The following is a 5,331-nucleotide window of genomic DNA, read 5'->3' as shown; positions in this document are numbered from 1 at the left end:
GGCGGCGCGGGCCGGTGCGGTGGCCGCTGGCCCATCCGGCTGTGCTGCGCCGCCGCCGAACGGTGTTGCGCGGAGTTGCGTGGCGCCGGCACGGAGAACTCCGGCAGCGCAAGCTCGTCGGCGATGGCGTCGAGGTCGGCTCGCATCTCGATCGCGTCGGCGTAGCGGTCGGCGGGGCCGCGGGCCGTGGCGCGCTGGACGAATTCGTCGAACTGCCCGGGCACGCCGTCGATGACCGCACTCGGCGGCGGCACGTCGGTGTCCAGCCGCTGGTAGGCGAGCGACAACGCCGAGTCACCGGTGAACGGTGTGCGCCCGGTGAGCAGCTCGTAGGTCATGATTCCCGCGGAGTAGACGTCGCTGCGCGCCGTGGCGGTGCCGTCGCGCACCTGTTCGGGCGACAGATAGGCGGCGGTGCCCAAAATGACGCTGGCGGAGGTGATTCCGGCGGCGGCGACGGCTCGCACCAACCCGAAGTCGGCGATCTTGACCTCGCCGTCGTCGGAGATCAGCACGTTCTCGGGCTTGACGTCGCGATGCACCAGGCCGGCCCGGTGCGCGGCGGCCAGCCCGCCCAGCACCGGACGAAGCACCGCGGCGACGGCATAGGGCGGCATGGGTCCGCGTTCGCCCAGCAGTTCGCGCAGCGTGCCGCCCTCGATGAGCTCCATCACCAGAAACGGGTGCCGGGCGTCCAGGCCCTGGTCGTAGACCGCGACCAGCCCGGGGTCCTTCAGTCGGGCGACGGTCTGGGCCTCCCGCTGGAAGCGGGTCAGGAATTGCTCGTCGCCGGCGTAGCGAGAATCCATCACCTTCACCGCGACGGGGCGGTCCAGGCGGGTGTCCAGGCCGCGGTACACCGTCGACGTGCCGCCGCTGGCGATCCTGGACTGAACCAGGTAGCGGCCGTCCAGCAAGGCGTTCTCCAACGGATCGGCCGACCCGGATTGGGGACGGCGACCATGCGGGCCGACCCGGCCCGAGGCGGGGCCGGGCGATTGCGCTTGGGCCACGGGGCCATCGTAGGTGTGCGGCGGTGATTGGCCGGTAGAACACGGGTTCAAGGTGGCCATCTAGGCCTACACTTGCCGGGATGAGCAGTATTCCTGCCGGCGACGATGTGCTAGAGCCCGACGAGCCGATCTATGACCTCAAGCGGGTCGCCGAACTGATGGGGGTGCCGGTCACCAAGGTGCATCAGCAACTCCGGGAGGGCCACCTGGTTGCGGTTCGCCGCGACGAGGGTCTGGTGGTGCCGCAGGTGTTCTTCACCAAGTCCGGTGAGGTGGTCAAGAGCCTGCCGGGACTGCTGACCATCCTGCACGACGGCGGCTACCACGACACCGAGATCGTGCGCTGGTTGTTCACCCGGGATCCCTCGTTGACGGTCACCCGTGACGGCAGCCGCGACGCCCTCAACAACGCCCGTCCGGTCGACGCCCTGCACGCCCATCAGGCCCGGGAGGTCGTGCGCCGGGCGCAAGCGATGGCCTACTGAGCCCGTTCGCTCAATCGGCGGGGACGTCGGCCGCGACGCCGGCGGGCTCGGCCTGCCGCGCGGGGGCCCGATACAGGCTGTAGCCGGCGATCAGCGCGCAGACGGTGGCCAGCGAAAAGTGCAACCACGAGTACATGCCGTGCGAGCCATCGGGTTTGAAAATCACCATCACCCAGGTCGACACGCCGCCGATGAGTGCGACCGCCCGCCGCGACTGCGCCAGCGGGGCCACGATCGCCAGTGGCCACGAGTAGTACCAGGGCAGCGCGGCCGGCACGAACAGCACCACGATCAACATCGACCACGCGACGCCGGTCAGCGCGGCCCGGTCGTCGCGGCGAAACCGCCACCACAACAGCGGCAGCGAAATCGCGATGATCGCGATGCCGGCCAGCCGGGTGACGCGAAGGATCGGATAGAAGCTCACCGGGAAGAACCCGCCGCCGATCGCGTGGATCAGGTTGGCGGCCGCGGTGGGCACGGTCAACCAGTTGATGATCTTCACCGATCCGGCCAGCGCGGTCAGCCAGCCCAGGCCGACGCCCGCCACCGCCGACAGGACCGCGAACACCACCAAAAAGATCAGCAGCGACAACGCCGTGGCCGCGAAAAACGCTGGCACCGGCCGATATCCGCGCCGATCGCGCAGCTGACGCGCCCACACCCACACCAGAAAAGGCAGCGCGATGCCGGCGGTGGCTTTGACCGCGATCGCGACGGTGATCAGCGTGATGCCGGCAACGGGGCGGCCACCGAACGTCAACGCGATGCCGGCGGCCATCAGGCCCACCATCAGCATCTCGTTGTGCACCCCACCCATCAGATGGATGAGCACCAGGGGGTTGAGCACGCAGATCCACAGCGCCGTCGCACCGTCGGCGCCCAGCTGGTGCGCGATGCGGGGAGTCGCCCAGACCAGCAGCGCCAGGCCGGGCAGCATGCACAGTCGCAGCAACGCGGTGCCGGCCACCACGTTGTTGCCGACCACGATGGTGATGATCTTGGCCACCAGGATGAACACCGGGCCATAGGGTGCGGTGGTGATCGACCAGATGGGACTGACGTTGTCCAACAGGCTGTTTGGGTTGGCGACCGGGCCGACGGCGTACGGGTCCAGTCCGTCGCGCAGCAACGCCCCCTGCGCCAGGTAGGAATAGGTGTCCCGGCTGAAGACGGGCACCGACACCAGCAGCGGCGCCAGCCAGAACGCGGTGGTGGCCTTCATGACGAACTCGGTCGCCTCGCCGGCCAACACCCGACGACCCAGGGCGAGCCACGCGATCAGCATCAGACCGACACCGGTCCACAACACGATCGACGACAGCACCAGGCCGTGCCCAAAACGCAACCAGGACATGTGCATCGACTCGAGCAGCGGGTCGTGCTGGCGGGTGCTGCCCGCGCCCAGGCCGCCCAGCGTGATCAGCACCGAGCCGAGCATGCCCAGTTTCGCCGGGCGGGAGTCGCCGGCGGCGAAGAAGGCCTTCAGCCGTGAAACCCATTCACCGCGTGCCGGTTTGGCCGCCGGTGAGTCGGCTGCCGGGCTATCGATTGGCGTCGTCATCGGTCAGGCGGACCGGTTCGTGGCCAGCTTGGCCAGTTCGGACAGACCCGCTTTGGCCGCGGTGTTGATGGGTGCGGCCGCCAGGGTGGCCAGTGCCCGCTGGGTCAGCGTGGCGATCCGCTGTTCGGCCGCGGCCAGCGCCCCCACCGACTCGATGACGTCGCGCAGCTGATCCACCTGCGCATCGGTCAGCCGGGCCCCGATTGAAGTGCGTAACAGGTTGGCCGCCAACGGGTCTGACTTCTCCGCCAGCTCCACCGCCTCGGCCAGCAGCACGGTGCGCTTGCCCGATCGCAGATCGTCCCCGGACGGCTTGCCGGTCACCGCGGGGTCACCGAACACGCCCAGCACGTCGTCGCGCAGCTGGAACGCCACCCCCAGGTCTGTGCCGAACTGGCTGAAGACGTCGTGGACGTCGGGCCGGTCGGCGGCGGCGGCCGCCCCGAGTTGCAGCGGCCGGGACACGGTGTAGCAGGCGGTTTTGAAGGTGTCGACGTTCATCGCCGAGGCGATCGAGGCGGCCGCGCTGGCCTCGGCGACGATGTCGAGGTACTGCCCGCCGAGCACCTCGGTGCGAATGTTCGCCCACACCCGCCGCACCCGGCGCGCCGCCTGCGGCGTCAACTCCACCCCGAACACGATGTCGTCGGCCCAGGCCAGCGCGAGATCGCCGAGCAGGATGGCCGCCGACATCCCGAATTGCTCGGGCGAGCCCTGCCAGTGCCGCTCGCGATGCAGCGCCGCGAACTGGACGTGGGTGGTCGGCCGGCCGCGCCGGGTGGAGGAGTCGTCGATCACGTCGTCGTGCACCAGCGCGCAGGCGTGCAGCAGCTCGAGTGCGGAAAACAGCAGCAGCGCTTGCTCATCGGGCGCTTCGGTGGTCACCGCGCGCCAGCCCCAATAGGCGAAGGCGGGCCGCAGCCGCTTGCCTCCGCTCAGCACGAAGTCTTCCAGCGCGGCGATCAGACCGCTGTAGTCGTCTCCGATGTACGCGGTCTCGGTGCGCCGGTCGTGCATGTACCGCCGCAACTGGTCGGTGATGGCGCCGGTCAACTCGACGGTTGCCGCTGCTGCTGTGGCTCCTAGGCTCAGCGCGGCGCCCCTTTCTGCTCGGCTGGCTGGGTGTTCCAGGCCCGACCAGTGTATTCGCCGCGGCGCCCGGGTCGCCTTCCCCACGGTTTCCCCACGGCGCGGGCGGGCGGACCCAGTTGCTTCGCATGGCTCACGAACCCGCCCCTATGCTGGCGGGTGCGCTGGGGGCCGCGAATGCTGCGCGGCCGCAAGACGCCCCGGGCCAATAGTCGTCAGATGGAGAGAAGCCGCGTGACCCTCAACACCATTGCGCTCGAGCTGGTGCCGCCGAACGCCGACGAAGGTCGGGAGCGGGCGCTGGAAGAGGCGCACAAAGTGGTGCGGAATTCGGCCGAGGCGGGCCTGGGCGGCCGGATCCGGCACGTGATGATTCCGGGGATCATCGCCGAGGACGACGACCGCCCCATCCAGATGAAGCCCAAGCTGGACGTGCTCGACTTCTGGTCGATCGTCAAGCCGGAACTGCCCGGGATCACCGGCCTGTGCACGCAGGTCACCGCCTTCATGGACGAGGCGTCGCTGCGCGCGCGGCTGACCGAACTGACCTCGGCGGGCATGGAGGGCGTGGTGTTCGTCGGGGTGCCGCGCACCATGAACGACGGCGAGGGCTCCGGCGTCGCCCCCACCGACGCCCTGTCGATCTACCGCGAGCTGGTGACCAACCGCGGCGTGATCCTCATCCCCACCCGGGACGGCGAACAGGGCCGGTTCAACTTCAAGTGCGACCAGGGCGCCACCTACGGTATGACGCAGCTGCTGTACTCCGACGCGATCGTGGGCTTCCTGAGCGAGTTCGCCAGGCAAACCGACCACCGGCCGGAGATCCTGCTGTCATTCGGCTTCGTGCCGAAGATGGAGAGCCGGGTCGGGCTGATCAACTGGCTCATCCAGGACCCGGGCAACCCGGCGGTGGCCGCCGAGCAGGAGTTCGTCAGGAAGCTGGCCGCCGGCGAACCGGCGCAGAAGCGCCAGCAGATGCTCGACCTGTACAAGCGGGTCATCGACGGGGTTGCCGAGCTGGGCTTCCCGTTGAGCATCCACCTCGAGGCGACCTACGGAAATTCCGGGCCGGCCTTCCAGACGTTCGCGGAGATGCTCGCCTACTGGTCACCGGGCCGGCAGGGGTAGCTAGCTGGGCGGCGGCTGGTCGCGCGGCGCCGTCAACCGCGGTGACCGG

The 5,331-nt window shown here is 69.4% G+C and carries 5 protein-coding genes; 2 read left to right on the top strand and 3 right to left on the bottom strand.

What is annotated here, in order from left to right; genetic code table 11:
* On the bottom strand, positions 1-929 hold a 929-nt coding region (locus tag A5622_RS07470; protein WP_066877638.1), incomplete at its 3' end, for a protein kinase.
* Positions 930-1,093: 164 nt separating this feature from the next.
* Here A5622_RS07470 and A5622_RS07465 point away from each other — a divergent pair.
* Complete coding sequence (locus A5622_RS07465) at positions 1,094-1,498, top strand: Rv2175c family DNA-binding protein (RefSeq protein ID WP_007770743.1); 405 nt, start codon at positions 1,094-1,096, stop codon at positions 1,496-1,498.
* 10 nt (positions 1,499-1,508) lie between these two features.
* Here A5622_RS07465 and A5622_RS07460 read toward each other — a convergent pair whose 3' ends face one another.
* Both A5622_RS07460 and idsA2 read right to left on the bottom strand, forming a co-directional pair.
* Complete coding sequence (locus A5622_RS07460; protein WP_066877636.1) at positions 1,509-3,062, bottom strand: alpha-(1->6)-mannopyranosyltransferase A; 1,554 nt, start codon at positions 3,060-3,062, stop codon at positions 1,509-1,511.
* 3 nt (positions 3,063-3,065) lie between these two features.
* Positions 3,066-4,115: a bifunctional (2E,6E)-farnesyl/geranyl diphosphate synthase gene (gene idsA2, locus A5622_RS07455; RefSeq protein ID WP_066877634.1), complete on the bottom strand. Its 1,050-nt coding sequence runs from the start codon at positions 4,113-4,115 to the stop codon at positions 3,066-3,068.
* 270 nt (positions 4,116-4,385) lie between these two features.
* Between idsA2 and A5622_RS07450 the strand changes: the two genes are divergently transcribed.
* Positions 4,386-5,282 carry a mycobacterial-type methylenetetrahydrofolate reductase gene (locus tag A5622_RS07450; protein ID WP_066877632.1) on the top strand — a complete coding sequence of 299 codons (897 nt, stop codon included), beginning with the start codon at positions 4,386-4,388 and terminating at the stop codon, positions 5,280-5,282.
* Positions 5,283-5,331: the final 49 nt, after the last annotated feature.

The organism is Mycobacterium sp. 1245801.1 (assembly GCF_001673055.1).
Lineage (GTDB): Bacteria > Actinomycetota > Actinomycetes > Mycobacteriales > Mycobacteriaceae > Mycobacterium > Mycobacterium europaeum_A.
This window is presented reverse-complemented; position numbering and strand designations above follow the sequence as displayed.